Here is a 277-nt window from a genome sequence, read left to right on the forward strand (position 1 = left end):
GGATACCATAATTACTGGAATTTTCTGAAATCCGATAATGTCTTCTTCCGTCGAAATGATTAAATCAATCTCTTCATACTTGTAAATCAATTCTTTGCTGGAGGGATCGAATGTTGAAATCCTCACCTGATTTCCGTAGTGATACTTTAACACTTCCCTTATATAATCTTTTTCGGTATATGTACGACAAACTAAAGCAACTATTATTGTGTGTTGATTCTTATTTCGCAGAATGGCTGCCTGAAGGAGTGAGAATATTTCCAAAACATCCAGTTTC

The 277-nt window shown here is 35.0% G+C and carries 1 protein-coding gene; it reads right to left on the bottom strand.

Annotated features, from left to right (window positions below; all coding sequences use genetic code 11):
- Positions 1-277, bottom strand: a 277-nt coding sequence (locus SB822_RS56740; RefSeq protein ID WP_410859058.1) for a hypothetical protein, incomplete at both ends; no start/stop codon positions are given.

The sequence above is a fragment of the Paraburkholderia sp. SIMBA_054 genome, assembly GCF_046534875.1.
Lineage (GTDB): Bacteria > Pseudomonadota > Gammaproteobacteria > Burkholderiales > Burkholderiaceae > Paraburkholderia > Paraburkholderia hospita.